Annotated in this window: 17 protein-coding genes; 2 read left to right on the top strand and 15 right to left on the bottom strand. The window is 46.9% G+C overall.

Annotated features, from left to right (window positions below; genetic code table 11):
* Positions 1 to 420: 420 nt before the first annotated feature.
* The 14 genes from ASC49_RS05055 to ASC49_RS04985 all read right to left on the bottom strand — a co-directional run bounded on the left by ASC49_RS05055 (position 421) and on the right by ASC49_RS04985 (position 15,824).
* The gene (locus ASC49_RS05055; protein ID WP_055462145.1) at positions 421 to 1,290 is read right to left on the bottom strand and encodes a DUF4238 domain-containing protein; all 870 of its coding nucleotides are present in this window, start codon (positions 1,288 to 1,290) and stop codon (positions 421 to 423) included.
* Between the two features lie 477 nt (positions 1,291 to 1,767).
* Positions 1,768 to 2,394, bottom strand: a complete 627-nt coding sequence (locus ASC49_RS05045) for a hypothetical protein (RefSeq protein ID WP_055462143.1) — start codon at positions 2,392 to 2,394, stop codon at positions 1,768 to 1,770.
* Positions 2,391 to 3,959, bottom strand: coding sequence for a hypothetical protein (locus ASC49_RS05040; protein WP_055462142.1), 1,569 nt, complete (start codon positions 3,957 to 3,959; stop codon positions 2,391 to 2,393). Before ASC49_RS05040 ends, ASC49_RS05045 begins: the two co-directional genes overlap by 4 nt.
* Complete coding sequence (locus tag ASC49_RS05035; RefSeq protein ID WP_055462141.1) at positions 3,959 to 4,681, bottom strand: hypothetical protein; 723 nt, start codon at positions 4,679 to 4,681, stop codon at positions 3,959 to 3,961. The genes ASC49_RS05040 and ASC49_RS05035 overlap by 1 nt, the downstream gene beginning before the upstream one ends.
* Positions 4,681 to 5,586 carry a hypothetical protein gene (locus ASC49_RS05030; RefSeq protein ID WP_055462140.1) on the bottom strand — a complete coding sequence of 302 codons (906 nt, stop codon included), beginning with the start codon at positions 5,584 to 5,586 and terminating at the stop codon, positions 4,681 to 4,683. The genes ASC49_RS05035 and ASC49_RS05030 overlap by 1 nt, the downstream gene beginning before the upstream one ends.
* Entirely contained in the window at positions 5,583 to 10,685 is a 5,103-nt protein-coding gene (locus ASC49_RS05025) for a coiled-coil domain-containing protein (RefSeq protein ID WP_055462139.1), read from the bottom strand. Before ASC49_RS05025 ends, ASC49_RS05030 begins: the two co-directional genes overlap by 4 nt.
* A gap of 3 nt (positions 10,686 to 10,688) precedes the next feature.
* The gene (locus ASC49_RS05020) at positions 10,689 to 10,943 is read right to left on the bottom strand and encodes a DUF1799 domain-containing protein (RefSeq protein WP_281175774.1); all 255 of its coding nucleotides are present in this window, start codon (positions 10,941 to 10,943) and stop codon (positions 10,689 to 10,691) included.
* A 98-nt stretch (positions 10,944 to 11,041) separates the two neighbouring features.
* The gene (locus tag ASC49_RS05015) at positions 11,042 to 11,377 is read right to left on the bottom strand and encodes a hypothetical protein (protein WP_055462137.1); all 336 of its coding nucleotides are present in this window, start codon (positions 11,375 to 11,377) and stop codon (positions 11,042 to 11,044) included.
* Positions 11,378 to 11,416: 39 nt separating this feature from the next.
* Positions 11,417 to 12,556: a phage tail tube protein gene (locus ASC49_RS05010; protein ID WP_055462136.1), complete on the bottom strand. Its 1,140-nt coding sequence runs from the start codon at positions 12,554 to 12,556 to the stop codon at positions 11,417 to 11,419.
* A 9-nt stretch (positions 12,557 to 12,565) separates the two neighbouring features.
* Positions 12,566 to 12,988, bottom strand: coding sequence for a phage tail terminator protein (locus tag ASC49_RS05005; protein WP_055462135.1), 423 nt, complete (start codon positions 12,986 to 12,988; stop codon positions 12,566 to 12,568).
* Complete coding sequence (locus ASC49_RS05000) at positions 12,985 to 13,377, bottom strand: gp436 family protein (RefSeq protein ID WP_055462134.1); 393 nt, start codon at positions 13,375 to 13,377, stop codon at positions 12,985 to 12,987. Before ASC49_RS05000 ends, ASC49_RS05005 begins: the two co-directional genes overlap by 4 nt.
* A 2-nt stretch (positions 13,378 to 13,379) precedes the next feature.
* The gene (locus ASC49_RS04995) at positions 13,380 to 13,754 is read right to left on the bottom strand and encodes an HI1506-related protein (protein WP_055462133.1); all 375 of its coding nucleotides are present in this window, start codon (positions 13,752 to 13,754) and stop codon (positions 13,380 to 13,382) included.
* Between the two features lie 50 nt (positions 13,755 to 13,804).
* Complete coding sequence (locus ASC49_RS04990; RefSeq protein WP_055462132.1) at positions 13,805 to 14,710, bottom strand: Mu-like prophage major head subunit gpT family protein; 906 nt, start codon at positions 14,708 to 14,710, stop codon at positions 13,805 to 13,807.
* A 40-nt stretch (positions 14,711 to 14,750) separates the two neighbouring features.
* The gene (locus tag ASC49_RS04985) at positions 14,751 to 15,824 is read right to left on the bottom strand and encodes a phage protease (RefSeq protein ID WP_082443716.1); all 1,074 of its coding nucleotides are present in this window, start codon (positions 15,822 to 15,824) and stop codon (positions 14,751 to 14,753) included.
* A 138-nt stretch (positions 15,825 to 15,962) separates the two neighbouring features.
* On the opposite strand from ASC49_RS04985, the gene ASC49_RS04980 reads away from it, so the two are divergent.
* Positions 15,963 to 16,619: a hypothetical protein gene (locus tag ASC49_RS04980; protein WP_055462131.1), complete on the top strand. Its 657-nt coding sequence runs from the start codon at positions 15,963 to 15,965 to the stop codon at positions 16,617 to 16,619.
* A gap of 9 nt (positions 16,620 to 16,628) precedes the next feature.
* On the opposite strand, the gene ASC49_RS04975 is transcribed toward ASC49_RS04980, so the two are convergent.
* Positions 16,629 to 17,201, bottom strand: coding sequence for an FRG domain-containing protein (locus tag ASC49_RS04975; RefSeq protein ID WP_055462130.1), 573 nt, complete (start codon positions 17,199 to 17,201; stop codon positions 16,629 to 16,631).
* 37 nt (positions 17,202 to 17,238) lie between these two features.
* On the opposite strand from ASC49_RS04975, the gene ASC49_RS04970 reads away from it, so the two are divergent.
* A partial coding sequence (locus ASC49_RS04970; RefSeq protein WP_141656801.1) for a transposase occupies positions 17,239 to 17,517 on the top strand: 279 nt, incomplete at its 3' end.

Below are 17,517 nucleotides of genomic sequence, written 5' to 3'. Positions count from 1 at the left end.
AAATCGATCTTAAGGCACAAGAGATCAGTTTTAGTCAGAGTTGAGTCCAAGCTCTACAGAATTCAATGCATACAGACCAAAATGCCCAAAGCCAAAACTTCCACATTTTAGGTAAATTAAGGATGCTTTGTAAGCCTGAATCTTATCCTTAAATCCATTGATAATTTTCGATTTTGGCACAATTCGGCCACAGATTCGCCACATGCTTTTTAAGGGGAGATCGAAATATACGACGAGCAATTTTGAAGAGAAAATTTTGAGGGAAGAGTTTTATAACACTAACGCTTAAGCACAGATTTTAAAGCCAAGCTTAATTGAAATAACTTATTAAAAGTTGATCTTGTGACAAGGAATGTGCCTTAGGCAGAGAAAAGTTGTAACGCGCCGCGAATTTTGGCATCAGTTGGCGCGTATTCTGTCCTAGTTGAATGTGGTACTTATAGCTTCTTTCATTGCGAAGTAAAGCGTGTTCAATATGGGTGACTTAGTGAAGTCTCTAGCAAAAACAAAGTCATCGCTGGCTTCCCGCGTATGATAGTTAAAGATTGCTACTTCACTGTACGATAGAAATTCAACCCCTACTCGATCCTTCACTAAACATATCGTTGGAGATATAGGCAGTATTGCGTGCCATTTATAGAGGTCCGGCACAATAAACTCGCCTTCTTTAGCAATTACCACACCCCAAATGGCCCCTTCATTTTCTTCCTGAAATTCCATCAGCCTTACTTGAATCATAGAACCAGTATTATGCTGACTGGTCATGTAAAAGTTCGGTGGATTTGATGGATCAAAGTTAGGATAAGTGTCATCAACCCTTTCTGGATAAATCTGTGTAACAAAATTTTTCTCAAGTTGTTCTGATTCATCAACAGTTGGGTACTGTGTTAAACCTACTACGCCATTTACTTTCTGAGCAGGATACGGGCGATCCTTAGCTTGCTTACGGAAAAACCAAAGACCAAATAGTTCAGTTAGAATCTCATTTTCTTCTGCAGTAAATTGATATGCTGCAGGTTGTTTTAGAAAGCTTTCAATTAATGCTTGGTATTTGTCTTCTAAAGCTTTCATGAAGCCTGACTCAGAGCGCTCATCCCACACATAATCGGCACAAAAAATCGGGTTCTTACTCTTTGCAGGGAACGGTGCCTTTGAACCAGTTCGCCACACTTGCACCTGTTCCTTGTCGTTGTAGAACCGATTAATACTGGCAACAGGGAATACATGTTGATTGGTCTTAAGCTGATGTGGGTTGCCTTTCTGTGGTCGGTCGTTAAATGTCTTGTACATATACAATCCTTTGTTTTATGCCGTTTTATCTTAGACAACTTGAAACGGAATTTCATTTTACCCAAGTCATTCAGCCATGAGCAATCCGATCCCCATAGAACTCCTGCGGGCCATACAAGTCGACGGCTTTAACATATATCTTTCTCAAAGCAAATTTAGCCTCCTTAAGCATGTCGCTGAAAATTTCGACTACTATCGATTTGGTTATTGGTATCACATCACGAAATTGACAGAAGCAGTCATGAACTAAGCTTGCGTTGTATGTAATTGGCTTGTTATTTATTAGATGCCCATCCGGCACTCCGATTACGATCAATCCCAATACACTAAACTTCGGACTGCAACCATCGTGGGAATAGCCTTTCTTGATGGTCAACTTACCATTTGAAAGACTGCACCATTCGTTATGAAAACTAATCCCTTCAAGTTTAGGGTGCTCCAGTTCAAAGTCTTGCTCCAATACATATAGATTCAGCATTACTGAGGCCATCCATGTGAAACTTGAATATTATCAATCGTAACAATATCGGCTGATGTTATGGCGGCTTCTAGCATCCACTTATGGGCTTTCATTGCGAAGCCCCAAGCCACAATTGAGTCAATTACATGCGATAACTCAGAGCGCGTGAGCTGTAGGAAGTTATTATTGAAGTCTCGCAGTTTGATAAAGATGTCGCTGTTTGTGATCACGAAGTACGACTCTGCCTGATCAACCAGCTCCTTTCTCTTGCTCTGTCTAAACGTATCTGGATCAGACGAAAAGTCATCATACAGCAACGCACATTCCCTAAAGTCAGTCAGGTTTGTGTATCCGCTATTAACTCGAAAACCTAACCCTGTATCACAATTCGCTTCCGAAATTAGCTCAGCATAGCGTTCTGAAACTCTTTGTAACAATCTCTTTTTGCGTTCACTTAAAGGAAGAAGAACATCTAAATTGTCCACTATTTTAGCCGCGTTTGATGGCTGACGCTCATATTCAGCCACTACGAAACCAACACCCTGATGTAAAGCGATGTAGTTGCCAAGTGGATGTTCATATTCTCGCCTAATACCTTCTGAGGCGGGCTGTTCTGTGTAGTGAATTTGCACTAACGTCGTCATACGTTACCTCCAAACATAGTCACGCTAAACGCCCCATCAAATGCATAGAGAGTATTTTGAGCACCTTCTATACCTGAAATCGCTGACACTATCTGGCTCTCGTCATTAAGAAAAATACCTTTAACAGTGGGCGTACTGCTGGGGCTGTAGGCATTAGCTTCATATGTCGATAGCCTTTGATTATTCACATAGTCATAAGAAACAAAATCTTTGCCAATTACCCCAAACACTGTTGTGTCATCAATCCTATTTAAGTAGCGAATATTCTCATCTATCGGATAAGTATTTTGCACTTCACCAGTACTGGCATTCCATTTTGTCAGCACGTAGGGCTTAGTGCCATCTGCTGAATTGTATACCGTGATGGTGGACTCCAAGTCCCAAGCAGCTGAAAGCTGCATAATCCAGCCATTGTTAAAATACAATCTTGTGCCATCGTCAGAAATGCTCACCAGGTTAGAGGGTGACACCCCAGCATAAGATGATAAATCAATGGATTGCTTGGAATTAAGGTTAGCCGACCGGACATCCCCCAGTTCATCGAGTGTGTACCTTGATAAATGATTGACATCACTTCGCCCGAAGATATAAAGACCATTTCCTGCAACACAAACACTGGGTAAATAATCAAAGTAACCGGATATGTCTAAATTCTGCTGCGTAAGGTAGGCACTTAAATCCCCAGGAACAGACAGCAAGATCTTTCGAACATCACCATCATCATAAGCATTGAAGATATATGACGACTCATCATTAGCGACCAGCAAGGGGCCATAGGGAGTTAATGATCCACTAGTTACTGCATGGGAGTGGTATGCAAGCTGAAAAATATCGCCTGAAGTTGTCGTCTCATATCGGTAAACTCGATCATTACCACCATCTAAGATGTAAAAACGCAGACCATCTAGCGATACATCAATTCCCCTTAGAATACCTAAGCTAGTACCGACATCGGTTTCAAGATAGATCCGAGCAACGACTAGACCACTTTCAGGCTGATACGGCTGTGTAAGAGACATTTTCTCCAATAGTCCTTCTGCACCAACACTATAACGAGTAAAGCCATTATCTTTATAGCAACACGCATTTCCGCTACCAATTCCATCCCTTGGAATAATGTTATAAATGCTTGCATCAATCCGAGTTGCGCCAGCAATACCAGCAAATGGGTAACGGTGAAATGACTCTTCAGGGTTGGATAAATCTCCCTCCAGATAACGCATTACTCGACCATCGTTATGAATAGAGAATGGTTCATCGTTGAAAATAAATGCAGAGTGCATTTGCTTTGCTTTTGATGAGCCAAAACTAACAGAAGACACCGGACCATCAGGGCTATCTCTGTAAAAAATATTCCCACTCGAATAGTAGAGATCGCCATTGCTGCGTAACCCAGCAAATAAACTAGATGAGGTTGCTGGAATCGGTACATCTAGTTTTCTAATCGCACCAAAACCGATTGCTCCGCCTAGATATAAATTACCACTCAACTTAAATGCATGCCCCGTGGAAAATTCCCAGTGCTCGCTGTCAAAGGAATAAAAGAAGCCAGCACCTGCGCTCATCAATGTGATCGGCAACTCAAGCGCACTCTCTGCAGCTTGAATGGTCTCACTTGTGTCGAAAATATAACTCTTAGGCCCCCATCAACCCAAGCTGGCAAACCATTTTTAAGACCTAAAACTTTGCCATCATTATTTAGAGTCGATGGTAAACCGACTGCAGCACCGTACGCCGCAGCAACGACTTCGGTGGCTTCTCGTTCACTTTTCGTCTTTTCAAACTCTAGAACAGTTTGATCTCGCCAGAATTTTGAGGACCCATTTGGAATACTTCCATGTGCGTATGCAGCAGAGCTCCATAAATCGTCTTTAACAGGTGTATCTAGCTGTGTTGCCCACGCTTTAGATGAACCGTTCACTATGGAGCCTATCGCCCACATCATGGACGACCAGACACCACTTTCTATTTCAGTCGGACTGTTGGCATACTCTTGTGCTGCAGATCTGGCGTTTTGCGCACTTTCGCGCTCTTGAGTTGTTTGAGACTTGATGTTCTCAACAGTATCACGCTCTTGTGAGACCTTCGTAAGCTGGCTACTCACCCAAGAAAAACCATTATTTAGTTCAGATATGAGAGCATTATAATTTTCTGGAAGCGCCTCAAATTGCTCCAGCATGTTATACATCTCATCTTCAAATAGCCTAGGACGGCTAGGTGATGGCGATGGCCCCATTTCCTGTAGACGGGTTTCGATCTGATAGTTTTCGTCATTAATTTCTGACATTAAATGATCCCCTTAATCTCTAAGCTTAGTCGTGTCTCACCTACGTAAACCGATGACATGGCTACCTTTGCGTAATATCCAAGAGTAATGAGCAACTCTCGATCTGTGCTCTCGTTATTTGCATCAATGACCAATGGTGTTGATCGCAAATCAGTCAACTGTCGATAAACTCGATCGGCTTCTCGGCCATCTGGCAACGTAGGTATGATGATGTCGAGATCCATAGGCTTAGACCAAGGCCGTCTCTCAAACGCATTTTCGCCAAAGTCATTCACATAGTTTCCGGAGTAATCATCAATCGAAACGTTGAACCCCCATTCAGTTATTCCAATAGGAATTGCCCATCCTGGCGTACAAAAACCACATTTTGCTGTGTATCCTGGTGACGTTTTAATAAAGATTTCTAACTCAACGCTTTTGTACAGGCCTGGGATAGGATGAATTAAGGTGCGACGAAACTCATTTTCACCAAAGCAAAACGCCAAAGGGCTATCACGTTCACCTTTGATTAAAAGGCTAAGGGCATCATTACCAATAATGACCCCATCTTTACGTGTGATGATCTGAACATCTTCGGCTTCTAAGCCGAATAGACATAAATACGACGCTTTAGATACTAAGAACTTAACGTGTATTAGTTCTTCATTCTGAGTTAAGGTGTCCACATAGCCATCAAACATAGCATAGGAGACAGTCGGTTTTACCTCTGACCAAATGGCAACGTTGTCCACGGGATTCTTGTTAGTATTGTTAGCTTTCGCGTAATAAACCCGCTCGATACCATTCCTATCCAAAGCACGTCGATATTGACCAGCTGGAATCGCTTCTTCTGGTGCCCAAAGTTCATATTCGCTCGCAACATTCGTTTCAATATTTTGGGGCTTTATCGGCTTTATAATTCTCATGCGCTTTTCACCTTAAGCCCTAATTGATCCCATTTGCTGGTCATCGCATTCAGTTTATCGATAGCCTTCTTCTGCTCATGGCCTGCATTGTTATGGTCTTTGCGAAGACTGGCTAACTCATTTAAGACTTGAGTTAGCAATACATCATTAGATTTAGTGCTAGAGATATTGACGGGGATGGCCCCATTTCGAAGAGGTACGACTGCTTCTACTCCGTGCAATTCAACTGGGTAACCACTCACTGGCCCAGACGCAATGCCACCATTGGCAAATTTTGGTAGAGCACCTCCCCCAAGAGACGAATACGCTGCAAGCGCCTCAGCCAATGTGGTTTGTCCACTATTAATTTGCTGTAAGTAGTTCAACTGATTGCGTAGCATATCCATTTGCGTTGCATGATTTGATGCCACCAAACTCAAATTGGCTCGCTCATATTGCGATCGTGCATTATCTAATGACACAACCGAGTCATCGATCCCTTCTAGAGCATCTCTCTCGTCTTCTAGCGCCTCAATTTGCTCTTTGTGATGTGAGTCAACCAATGCCAACGATGCCTTATTATAGGCTAATTGAGCTTCATCTATGCTGATGAGGCTTTTGTTTCCAGCCTCCAATCGCTCAATTTCAGTTTGGTAATATTCAATACTGTCTAGATGTTGAAACTCTGATAACTCTGTTTGTGCAGTAATATAGGCATCATTTGCTGCGTTTAGGGTTAAGAGTGTGCGTTGAATTCCATTAGTTAGCTCCACCTGATCCTCAAGAGCGGAAACAGTAGAAGCCAGCTGCTTGGCTTGAAGTTCAGCAGCATCCGCAATCTTTTCTTGAGTCGTCTTTCTATCTAATGTCAGGGCTTCTACTGAAAGAATTTGAGACTCAAGGATAGCCATTTGTTCACGGTATTCAGCGCCAGAAGCAGCCCCTTGTTTTAACTCATACACATAGTCAGTGGCTGCCCGAGGTAGGTCCGAGATAGCTGACTGATTGCCGGTTAAAGCATCAGACAGAACGCCGCTATAATACTGAGTTTGAACATTGCCCACCCGAAGAGCATCATCTTTCTGAAGCGTTCGTCTAGTATTTGCTAATTGGTCTGACAAACTTAGCCAAGTGCTGGCCATTTTCTCGGCTTCATTTTGAACGTTTTTCTGCTGTTGAATTTCATTATTTAGTGCAGAAATACGGTCTTCTCTTGCTTGTTGCAATGCTTCTTTGGCGTTTAATAAGTTCTGTTCGAGTTGATCGTACGCTTGATTCGCTAAATCCAGTTCATGCCTGTAACTGTTGATTAGATTGCTTCGAGCTGTTTCTAAGGTCTCTGATAATCCGTCATACATACGCTGCAAATCGGAAATATCTTTCAGTAACACTTGGCTGTAGTCTTGTTTCGCAGTTAATAACTGGTTTTCAAGAGCTTGCTGTTCAGACTCTAGATCACTTAGTTCGGTGTTTAATGCCCCAATAAGGGCAACCCTAGCAGAGTCCAAAGACTGAGTCGCACGCATTGCTGACGCATCCAACTGTTCAATTGCATCAGCAAGCCCTAAGGCGTTTGCGATGAGAATCCGGCCACTTTCTGAAGCACTATCCTGTGAATCGATATAATCTAGTAGCTCTTGCTTAGCATCTATAAATTGATCACCACTACGGCTCAATGAGCGATTAAACTCTTCAATTCTCAGATTCGCATCTGCTAGTACATCTTCTTGGCTAGACCATCTCTCGACCAAATTATTTACAGATTGATTGGTTTGCTCTATGACATTTAAACGTTGCTCTTCCGCCTGCTGGATAGCGCTCAAGCGTCTCTCTTCTTCCTGCTGTCGCTCATCTTCACGATCTTCGAGCATTGAGTAATATTCATCGGCGGCGGTGCTTAACTCGAACAGTTTAGCGATATTTTTTGCACCCGCATCGGTGGCCGCATCTTGAGCCTGGACCAGCGCTAAGTAGTCTTCACGGCTTGCAGGAAGGATGGCATCGTATTGAGCAAAGGCGCTTTGTAGTTGATCACGGGCATTGGCGAACTGCTGTTCTTCGCTTAGGAACTTATCGGAGAAGGAACTGTAAGCACTGACGAATTCCTCCAATCCGCCCATCGCTGAAACCAGATTAGTTTTCGCACGTAGTTGGTCGTCTACTGTGCCAAAAGTCAGACCCAGCATACCAACGACATTATCTACCGCCGAAGCCTCCGTCGCTAAGCGGGATAGTGTCTCGCCAAGACCTTCGCCCGCTTGTTGAAATTCCACCAACCATGGCATGACATGCATCGACATATCGTCAAACATGGCACTAAAGACAGCCTGCAGTTCCTCTTGCTGTTCGTCAGCAGTAAGGCCCTTTAAGCTAATTAAGGTGCGTTCTAGCGCAAACGACTGGATAGCCTGGTCGATAGCATCGCCAGACATGTTTAACTGCTCAGCACCTGCACGCACACTGTCGGAAATGCCACCAATCACTAGACGTAATTGTTGAGTGATTTGAGGATCAAGATCGGTGAACTGCCACTTGGTATCGTAATCATCCAACCAGTTTTTACGCTCTTCCCAGGTTGCGTAAGACTGCGCTGAGATATTGGTTAGATTCGGTGCTTCTAGGACTAGACCAGAATCTTTGCCTTTCACACTGGCACCCGCAATATCCGCAATCAAACCACCAAGGTCTAGGATGTTGAGCGATTCAGAGATCGAGCTAAACAAGCCGGAGACGGACGAAATCCCGCCCAGCTCAACGGCCTGTGGAGCCAAAACGGTATCATCCCAGCGACGGGTAATCTGTAGTGCAGCACCATTAATGGATACCTCAAGATTTAATAGCGCATCCAACATTGAGCGGTTGATACCCACGATCTCTTCAACTGCTTCGGCAATCAGCTCATTGGACTTAAGAATGGATTCGGATTTAGCAGACGCATCACCTAAAACGGTGCCAGTGCCTTGGCTAGCTTGGCGTTGAGCACTGACATCCAAACCGCCACCACCATTAATCGCCACGCCTAACTGAGCCACAGCCGCTAAGGTTGCACCGGCACGGGCAAATGCCGTGTATGGATCACCATCTTTCAATTGATGCAGAACGGCTGCCACACCTTGAACCACGTTAAACGCGGTCAAAGCAATCTGCATTTTTTGGTAGCTGTCCGTTCCTTGTTCAGTCAGCCCTTGCAGCGCCGAAATGCCAGAGCTTAGGCCATCAACCATATTGTTAAACTTCAGCTCACCAATACGGCTTTGGATCTTATCGATCGCTTCAGAGAAATCTGCTTCCATATCGGAAGTGATGCCTTTGACGCTCATGGCATCCCGCAGTTGCTCCTGGATACTTTCGAGGCCTTCAATCTCCCCCAGGTTGCCATCTTGCAGGAATCGCTGTGCGGCCGTATTGGCATCGTCTAACTGTTTCTTGAAATCTTCCTGTTCTTTGGCGGCGGCTTTTTGCGCTTCGCCCAGGTCGTAGATCTTGCCCGCCAATACCTCAACTTCAACGATCTGAGCCTTAACGGTCTCCGTCAGCGCAATTTTGTCATTGATATCCAGTTGGTTCGTTTGGCGAGCGATCGCACGTTCACGCTCGGTCATACCAAGCAGCTGTAATTCTTCGCGAAGACTGTCAATGATCTTTTGATTAGCATCGATCGTAGCTTTGCTGGCCGTATCGGAGGTTTGGCTTGCCTGTAATGCCTGGTTAGCTTTGGCGGTTTCTTCCATTTCAGCACGGAGATCCGCCAAGTTCTCTTTTAGTAGAACGCTCGGATCTTCACTTTCCAGCAGCTCAGCAAGGCGATCGCTAACGGTTTGATATGATGCTGCGATCGCATCATTTACCTGAGCAACATCCTCCGCTTCGACGCGAAAATCACGCACCTTAATACTGGCGGCATCTAGCATATCGGCAGCGGCCTCAAACTCATCCGAGAAAGGACCAACCAAACCAGACACGCGACGCATAGCCGTTGCTAAACCGTCAAAGACATAGCTGTACGCTTGCTGAAAGGGATAAAGCGCTGTGTTAATGACACTACTGATCGCATCCGCATAAGCGTCCATGCCTTCAGTCGCATAGGTAGCAAATTGGAGCGCGTAGCTGGTGATACCGGTTAGCCAGATTTCCACCATACGACCGTAGTCGAGCAAGAAACCAATAGCGGATACCGAGCCATCAACCGCCCAGCCAATGGCATTACGAAAGCCCCCAGCCTGAACCACCCAATCAACGATTCCACCAGATACAGCAGATAGGATTGGCGCAAACTCGATAGCAAGAGAATTGGCAGTGCCTTCGCCTAGCGCCTTTAATCGGCTCATTTCACCAGCAGCTTGGCTAACGATATCAGCGTCAATATCCGAGATGGACACCCCTAAGACTTGAGCCTCACGGCGCATGGCAATCAAGCGCTGGGCACCGTTATCCAGTAATGGCAACAAACGGCTGGCATCGTCAGCGATGGACTCTAAAAAGAAGATCTGCTGGTTGCGGTTTACATCGTCTAAGGCGTCCGCGATCTTGAGAAATTGTTCGTCGGGGGAAAGGCTTTGGAGGTCTTTGACCTGGACGTTGAGATTTTCAAAAATGTCAGCCGCTTCACCACCGCCGGTCGTGACAAAATCACCCACTTTGTCACTGACGTCTTTGAAAATATCACCGACTTTGTCGCTCTCTAAGCCCATTTGGCCAGCCGCGTATTGCCACTCGGTTAGGGAGGCTGTGGAAACATTTAGAGTATCAGAAAGGTTATTGATCTCACGGATGGCATCGGTGCGAACAATCGCCACCATGCCAGCGGCGGCCACACCTGCAGCAACTGTGGCAGCAGCCCAAACACCAGCAGTGACAGCACCACCTTTTAGCTTACTGGAGAAGTCCGCAGTAGATTTAGACGCTTGAGCATTAGAATCGCTGGCATCTTTGACTTTCTTACCGGATTTTTTGGCACTGTCGCCAAACTTATCCTGTGAGTCGGTGGCTTGCTTGGTTTCTTTATCGAGTTTTTCCGATGACTGAGAAAGCTCATCTACAGACTGCGCAGCATCCTTCACGGTGGCTTTGAGACCATCGTCCTTAGCTTGCAGTCTTAGGCGAACTTTCATATCAGACATAGGTTACGACTCGTTAATCTCGTTTATGAAATGGTGTTCCAGTGCTTGAAAGCGTCGAAAGTCTTCACTTTCAACCGGCTCTTCAAACGCTCGGTTGATCACCACATCGACCGCGCTGTAATTCATACCCAGTAGCTGCCCCATGGCACTGTATTGCCAGCAGGATTTGCACTGTAGAAACAGCATGGTCGCAGTCCAGTTTTCAGGGAGCACCCAACAGTCATCGGATTCACACTCTTGGGTGCGTTTGGCTTTGATGGATGCCGCAACCTCTTCGGGAAGCAGTGCATCTAGCTCATCGTTATCTGCTGGGGCACCTTTTTTAGATGACCCAGCCAGATACTTAGCAACTTCAACTAAATTCGGTTGCGGGCCTTTTTTGCGACACCTTCGTTGTAGGTATCCATCAGAGCATTAGCGATAGTTGGATCCGCCTTGGCAGCTTCCAGAAGTTCAGCACCTTTTAGCGGTTGGCCATCTGCACCAATGAGCTCTAGCTCATCTTCTTTGATGCTGACCAGCACCATATCCAAGACACGCTTACCTGAGTTGCTGTCGTCCATTAACTCGGTGTTAGGCAAGATCTTGAAGGTCGCACCAAAAGCGCCTTTTTGGGTTTTGCCGTTATCGTCGAGATATTCGATGTTTACTGACTTCGCAAAAGTACGGTGTGTGTTTAGGCGTAATGTCATGGTTAGTACCTTTAATAGTGGGCTGTGGTCAGCGCCGGATTAGTGGAAGAACAAAAAGAATTCGTTGTCGGATTTACCCGTCACATCGAAGGGCAGATCATAGGCATCACTGCCTGCACGCTCTTTGTCACTGATCGATGTGAACTGAGTGGCAGGCAGCACGATGGAGACACGCTGGCCCAGCTCTTTGCCAAGGGTTGCGAAGATCGCGGCCTTGTTGCCGTTTTCCCAATACTCGAATGGGTTGAAATCGTTAAGAGCCAAAGACTCTGGATCAATGGAGCCTGTCGGAGCACGGTCTGAGATACGGTAACTGTCACGACCGCTTGGGCTGTTTACGTCTGGTACAGCGGTGATTTCATTGCTCAATGAAAAACTGAGCTTTTCAATCGTGCCTTGGTCGGTTGGGTAGTCGTCCAGCGTCATGCCTGCGCTCTCAACAATCGCAGGAAAGGCATCACTGTATTCTGCATCTGGCATTGGCGTGTCTGCTGGGGAATCGTAGTTACCTTTTAACGTGAAGTTAGCGGTAACAGACTGACCCGCTGACCAATCAAAGGACAAATCCGCCACCGCATGGGTGGCAATGCGGCGTTGGCCGTCATAGTGACCGTGTACTGTGACCTTTTTAAAATCTGTTCGGTTGGACGTTGGGCGACATACCAAGGCGTCTTCGATACTTGTTACCGTCGCCGTTGCCGTACCAATAGACAGTTCATCACCGATAGCAGGCTCGTTTTCGACAATGACATACAGCTCCGACTCTGTGCCCATCACGGCATGGATCAGTTCACCAGCCGTATTAGAAGCAGTCGTATTGTCGATGGTGTCCTGGAATGAGTAACCAGCGGTTAGTCCGCTTACATGGATCACTTTTGCAGCTTGTAGCACTAGACCACAAGCCAGCAGTGCAGCGTGCAGCTCTGGCTGTTGGACGGTGCCGCCATCTAGGCCACCGGCCTTTAGTTCCATCGGCAGTGTGATGTCGAAATTCTTAGCGCCGACCATGCTGCCTGTTTTAGACATGGATGGGCGCACCACATCACGAGTGATGGTCTCGCCGACTGGCTTCATATCAAAACCCGAGAGCGTTTCAATGACTTGCATGGGGCCAGATACGGCTCCGGTGTTGTCTTCTAGGCCGATCAGGACTAATCGGCGTTTGGAACTGTTACTCATGATCGTCTCCTATTGAGCAATGGCGGTTCGTTGGCATTGAGTGAGGTAACGGTCGAGCCACCAAATGGTGCCTTTTTCCATCTTCATTAAATCGCCCGCCCCCAGCTGAAAGCCTACGGTTGCGCCCTCTGGCATCCAGGCGAATAAGCGTTCGCGGATAGCGTCGCGGGCCTCTTGTAAAACCGAACGGCTACGCTGGCCGTCTTTGTCATTGAGCACGGACACGCGAATCACCACGCCAAACATCATGTCCACTTGCTGAGCGGCTTTGCGGCTCGCGCTGGGTGGCACAGGCTGTGGACGCTCGGCGATGGGCACCACGTAGGCCGCTACTCGGTGGTTAGAATGTCGCTCCATGGCGAGGGATAGATCTACCACACTGGCAACGTATTCCACGGCACCGTTTAGGCGGCTTTCGATAGACTCGATCATAGGAATGAGTTATCCGTGCGGCGAAACACATGGCCATCCGATTGGATCTCTGCGGTGTCTAGGCTCTCTGGTTCGGAGGCGGCGGGCATGCCTAATGTCACTTCCCCTTTAGAGAGCGACATCAGGAACTTCACCGCCTCATCACGGCGCTTGCTAACCACATCTGATGGGGCGATATCTAAGCCGTAGCGCACCAGATCGCGGGCGATCCGCTTCAACACAGCAGGCACGGTTACCAAGGGCAATGGATAACGAGCGGCGAGATAGCCGTCGATCAAACCATTAGCGTCTTCGATGGCTTCGGTCACGGCATTAGGTCGCCCGTATTCCAAGTCCTCAATGACGTTTGTGCCAAAACTGTCGAGCAGATCGTCGCGGGTGCAGTACATGGTTAGCCCTCAGCGTCCAGTTGAGCGACCAACGCATCCCATGCAGCATCGCGCTCAGCAGCGCTGGTGCCATTTGGCATGGACGAGGCTTTTGGCGCACCGCTGTCCATCCATAGGGATGGGTTGTCTTTGTCGAGCTGGTTGATATGGGCTACCAGCTCAGCCAGGCGCTGCGGGTCCATGGCCCCAGAATTCGTCGCATTTGAATCTGACGAATCGGTCGCGGCGTCCAACGTGAGCGTAATGCGCGGGTCCGCTTCGAGCTGGGCCAGCTGCGTTTCTGAAAAAGTGCCATCAGGGTGTGTAACAGGCGTTTTAGAGTGCGCCACACCCGCACGGCGATAGCCTTCGATTTGGGACTTAATGGTGATCGGCATGTCATTGACCTCTCCGTTTTAAGGATTGCGTATGTTCGGCGAAAGCGGACTTATAGGTAGTCCGCCACCACTAGCTCTAGCTTGCCTTTGAGTTCGTTGGAGCTGTTGCTGTCTAGCTCGCGCTCTAGCATGCGTGTAGCTTGTTTTTCCAATGAAGGTGGCACCACCAATGTGGTGGGTTTGATGCCTAGCTTCTGACCACCATCGGCGGTGAACTCACGCATGGCAGAGATCGCTGCCCAGAGATTGTCGGCGTTTAGCTCTTTGCGTGAGCCATACGCCAACTGCCAGAACGAGAAGCCCACGTTGCGACGACAGTCCACCCCAAAACGGAACTCATTAGCGGTGAAGACATGCTCGTCATCGAGCTTGGTCATAGACAGGAAAGCTGGCGCACGACGGTTTTGCAGGATCAGTGGTTTGATGGCACGGGAGTTGTCTAGCACGTACCAAGGTGTCCCTGAGCCAGCGTTATCGTCCCAGTTGGCAACGGACACGGCGGTGCCTGTGCCATCAGCATTCGGGTAAACGGGATGGTCGGTGTCAAAGAAGTTCTGACCGTCGTAACACAAGGTGCTAGTACCAGCACTGAGCAGACCAAAGATCAGCTCATCTGGCTGGATCTCGGAGGTGCGGCCCATTTCCGAGAAGATAGGCGCGTAGATGCCGACGTTGTCATCTTCGATGTCGTCACGGTCCACGCCTACGGTGCTTTCAAAGGTTTTGTTGGTGATGGTGTAGCCATGGGCTTGCATGGAATTGATAACACGATCACCAATCCATTCACGCATTTTCGGGAACTTGCCCAGCCAGCCGTAAGTGTTCGACTTGCTGTTGGACTGCACTTCCGTGGCGATCTTGGACCATTGTGGCTTGGCGGATTCCACACCGTTTTTAAAGTCCCCCTTCCAAGAGGTAAACAGCGCGGTGATCAGAGCGGGAGTAATGATGGCCATATTGCGGCTCCTATCTAAATGAATCGTTAAAGGGCTAGGCTTACTTAGCCTTCAGCGCGGCAAACTCATCTGGCGTTTTGCCTGTGAGCTTGGCAGCCGTCAGCTCGTCTTCGTTAAGACCATGAGCATCCGTCTGTGCTGGCGGTGCCTCCTGCCCTGCTTGCATGGCTTTTAAGGCGGCAACTGGCTTAGCGTGATCAAGGAAGGTTTTCAACGCGGCAAAGTTCGACTGACCTAATTCACGGGCCCAAGACTCCATGGCAGGCAGTAAACGACCATCGTTTTTAGCGTCGTCGATTAGCTTGTCTAGGCCACCTGTTTGCAGCTGTGCGGACAAGGCGGCGATCTCGACTTGCAGATCGGTGACCACCTGAACGGGTACATACTGGGCCGGATCGACCTGAGCTGTTGGCGGGTTGGCTTTTAAAGTGGCTAACTCGCTGGTAGCAGTTTGTTTGTCATCTTGTAGCTGCTTTAAGCTGGCAAGGATGTCGTCATCGGTGGCCGCGTCGGTTAGACCTAGGGCGGCAATGAGCTTGGCACGATCCATCAGAGTGTCCTCTTGTTGGCTGGCAGGAGTGGAAATATGGAGGGAACGAAGCGCGACAGCATTCAGCCCGTCGAGACCTGGACGGTTGACCAATGCAGCGGAGTGCAAAGACAGGGGCTTGCCTGTCTGTTTGTCGTAGGGGAACACAGCAGACAGATAGCAGTATTCACCGCCCTTGATGTAGTCAGCGGCACGGGACGTCCAATCGGCTTTGATCCATAAACCGGATTCGCGCCACTGGGTGTCCTTGATCCAACCGGATGCAGGTGCTGGTTGGCCATTTTGATCGGCCAAAAGCGTTTGATGCTCGTAGTCGATCACGGTGGGATTGACGCGTGATTTAAGATCCGCGATCAATGACAGTGCTGTGGATTCATCCAAGAACCATTGACCACCGACCACATCATATGGGCGGCCATCAACAGCTTTGAAATGCCCCGCAGGCAAAAGCTGATACCAACCATCTGTAGCAGACTCTAGGGACAAAGCCGCAAAGCCAATCTCGGAAGTTGGTTTAGCGCTGCTTAAAGCAGCAAGGGGTGAATGTGTACGTTTCGTTTCCATACCACCAAGAGTAAGGCGGTATGGAATTGGGGGAAGTTAGATGGGGTTCAGTGTTTGAACAATTGATATATCATAATGGAAATAAAAAATAGCTCTCCAGATCTTTTATGTAGTACCACTAACTCTTTCAGGATGATAATGGATACAACTCATTGGCAAAACAAGACTGTTGAAGAACTCAGCTTACATGAGCTGGCATACGCTCACTTAGGGCATCAAGGAGTTTACAGACTAAAGGACGGACTACTCAGATCTGTACTACCTACCGTTCTTAGAGAAGTTAACCACTCCCGACATTTAGAATATTCTAAAAATTTTGTTCCTATAGTAGGGGCATTCGGCATCATTGAGCAAATAGGCTTCGCTTATAAACGAAGCGATATGGAAGCTTTTAAAAATAAAGATGCGAGCTGTATTAAAAAAGCACTTTATTACTTTGCGTCCTACCCAGAAAACAGTGAAGACATCAAAGCACTTTATGCTCTTAGAAACTCGTTCCTTCACAATGCAAGCCTGATGGCCAAAGCTCAATTTAAAAACCAACCCAATTATTTTTTCCAGTTTGATCGTGATATTGAGACTATAGCTATGTACCCTCAACATCCTTGGGACGGAAATATCGAAACATTTTCGTACCAGCAAACAACAATTGTTAACCCAGAAAAAATTATTGATCTAGCATTCACCGTAGTTGATAAAGCAAGGGACTGCTTAGACCAAGGAACCCTTGAAGTAAACTTGGAATCAGGTGAGATAGAACTCTACTATCGCTACCTGAAAGTCATTAGAGACTAATCCATTCCACTAAGTGGGAGTTGGTGAGTCAAAAACGTCTAGTACTGCTTTGCGAGCAGCTCCTTCCAAGCTCGGATAGATGAAATCATTTGATATTCCTAATTGCCTTAGATAAACCCTAACCTGATGTTTTATCATAGCAGGCACTTTGAGCACCCTAACCTGATCAGGTAGATGAAGAAAACGGTCACCGGGCCTTACTTCATACATTAGAATAGTAGATTGGTTTCTATATCGTTGATCCACATACTCAGGTCTTATGAATAGTGCATTTTCGTAAAACCTAAATTCTTTAAGTGGCTTAGTGTAAAAATCAGTAACCGACTCAAAGTGCTCACGATTATAACCGCCTTCATAAAAATCTAGCTTTTCAAAATCATCAAATACAGAAATATCTTTTAATATAAAAATATAGCCATCTTTATCATCTGTTGAAAAAAAACTTAGATTTGAATCTGTTTTTAGGGATGCGAAATAAAGAGATACCAGTGGATTAGTTGTCCAATCAAGTAATCTAGTAGGAACACCATAATGTTGCGCCAAGATTAAGGAACATGCGATTAAGTTGGCAACATGAGACAATCTTGCCGACTTAAATTAACTGTGACTCCTACCCTGCATGAACCAGCTCTCCTTCGCCGATACCGAATTTACCAGCAAACGCCGCAAAACCCGCAAAGAGCTTTTCCTTGCTCGAATGAATGGACTGATTCCATGGCAGCAGCTTGAAGCTCAAATTGAACCCTTCTACCCCAAAGCTGGCAATGGTCGACGTCCATATCCTCTCGCTACCATGCTGCGTATTCACTTTATGCAGAACTGGTACAACATGAGTGATCCTGCGATGGAAGATGCTCTCTACGAGATAACCTCAATGCGGCTGTTTGCAGGCTTATCA

The sequence above is a fragment of the Marinomonas fungiae genome, assembly GCF_001418205.1.
GTDB classification, from domain to species: Bacteria; Pseudomonadota; Gammaproteobacteria; order Pseudomonadales; family Marinomonadaceae; genus Marinomonas; species Marinomonas fungiae.
This window is presented reverse-complemented; position numbering and strand designations above follow the sequence as displayed.